Annotated in this window: 1 protein-coding gene; it reads right to left on the minus strand. The window is 74.1% G+C overall.

Going from position 1 to position 1,780, the window contains the following annotated elements; all coding sequences use genetic code 11:
- Positions 1-15 precede the first annotated feature (15 nt).
- The gene (locus ACFV1J_RS40295) at positions 16-1,587 is read right to left on the minus strand and encodes an MFS transporter (RefSeq protein WP_385866980.1); all 1,572 of its coding nucleotides are present in this window, start codon (positions 1,585-1,587) and stop codon (positions 16-18) included.
- Between the last annotated feature and the right edge of the window lie 193 nt (positions 1,588-1,780).

The following is a 1,780-nucleotide window of genomic DNA, read 5'->3' on the forward strand; positions in this document are numbered from 1 at the left end:
TTGGACTGCTTCGCTTTACGTCCACGAACAAGGCCCCTCCGGCCCGTCCCCTCCCGTTGGGGGATGGGAAACGGTGGGTGGGGGTGGGCGTCGTGGCTCGGCTGGTTGGTCACCTGGGTCCAAGGGTGGGGCGGCCACTCCGCAGTGGTAGGTGCATTCGGGGTGGCAGGGTTCCTGGGCGGGTGGGGTCGGGGGGCGGGGCGCGGGGCGGACGGTGAGCCAGGCGATCAGGGCGCCGGCCAGGAGGACGGCGGCGCACAGGGGCATGGCGCGGCGGAAGGTGGCGGCGAATTCGTCGGCCGAGCGGTACGCCTCGGGGCCCATGCCCGCCAGGAGGGGCAGCGCGGCCACCGCGACCAGGCCCGCGGCCCGGGCCGCCGCGTTGTTGATGCCGCTGGCCAGACCGGCCCGGTCCACGTCCACCGACGCCAGCACGGTCGAGGTGAGCGGCGCGACCAGGGTCACCATTCCCATGCCCAGCACGACCAGCCCGGGCAGCACGTCGGCGGCGTACGAGGCGCCCGGGCCGACCCGGATCATCAGCAGCATCCCGGCGGCACACAACACCGGCCCGACGGTGAGCGGGATCCGCGGCCCGATGCGCTGGCCCAGTTCACCGGAGCGGGCGGACAGCAGGAGCATCAGCACGGTGGTCGGCAGCAGGGCGACACCGGCCTGGAGGGCCGAATAGCCCGCGACGACCTGGAGCTGGAGGACGGCCAGGAAGAAGAAGCCGCTGAACGCCGCGTAGACGCACACCGTCACCGCGTTGATCGCGGAGAACAGGCGGATGTGGAAGATCGCGGGCGGCAGCATCGGGTCCGTCCGCCGCCCCTCGACACGGACGAAGACCACCCCGAGCAGCACACCGGCCACCGCGGGGACGACCACGCCGGGCGAGGCGCCCCGGCCCGGCGCGGCGATCAGCGCGTACGTCACCCCGGCCAGCGCCAGCGCGCCCAGCACCGCGCCCGCCACGTCGAACCCGCCGCGCCGGCCGGCGTCCCGCTCCCGGGTCTCGGGGACGTGCCGCAGCGCCACCGGCACGCACACCAGCGCCAGCGGTACGTTCACGAAGAACACCCAGCGCCAGCCGGGCCCGTCCACGAGCCAGCCGCCGACGAACGGGCCGATCGCCGCGGCCACGCCGCCCAGCCCCGACCAGGCACCGACCGCCCGGGCCCGGTCGCCCGGCCGGAAGACCGCCTGGATCAGGGCGAGCGAACCGGGCGTGAGCAGCGCCCCGCCGACCCCCTGCAGCGCCCGGGCGGCGATCAGCACCCCGGCGTGCGGCGCCAGCCCGCACAGCAGCGAGGCGGTGGCGAACCAGACCACCCCGATGACGAAGATCCGCCGCCGTCCGTACCGGTCGCCCAGCGCCCCGCCCAGCAGGATCAGCGCGGACAGGGTGAGCAGGTAGGCGGTCACCGTCCACTGCAGAACCGCCAGGTCGGCGTGGAGATCCTGCCCGATCCGGGGCAGTGCGACATTGACGACGGTGCTGTCCAGCATCGCCATCCCGGACCCCAGGACAGCGGTCAGCAGAACCCACCGCCCCTGCGCGGACCCCAGCCCCACATCGCTCATAGCCCGAGCCTGCCCGCCCCCCGGCCTCCTCGCACGACGAAGGGGCGGACGCCCACCGGCATCCGCCCCCACGCACCGTTTTCCCACACCACAACGGGAGGGGACGGACCGGAGGGGCCTTGTTCGTGGACGTAAAGCGAAGCAGTCCACGAACAAGGCCCCGGAGGACCGTCACCGCACCCAACACCAACCC

The organism is Streptomyces sp. NPDC059649, from assembly GCF_042734445.1.
In the GTDB taxonomy this organism is placed as follows: Bacteria; Actinomycetota; Actinomycetes; order Streptomycetales; family Streptomycetaceae; genus Streptomyces.

Coding starts and splice junctions, on each gene's coding strand:
- ACFV1J_RS40295 (WP_385866980.1), bottom strand. CDS start 1,587: ATGAGCGATGTGGGGCTGGGGTCCGCGCAGGGGCGGTGGGTTCTGCTG.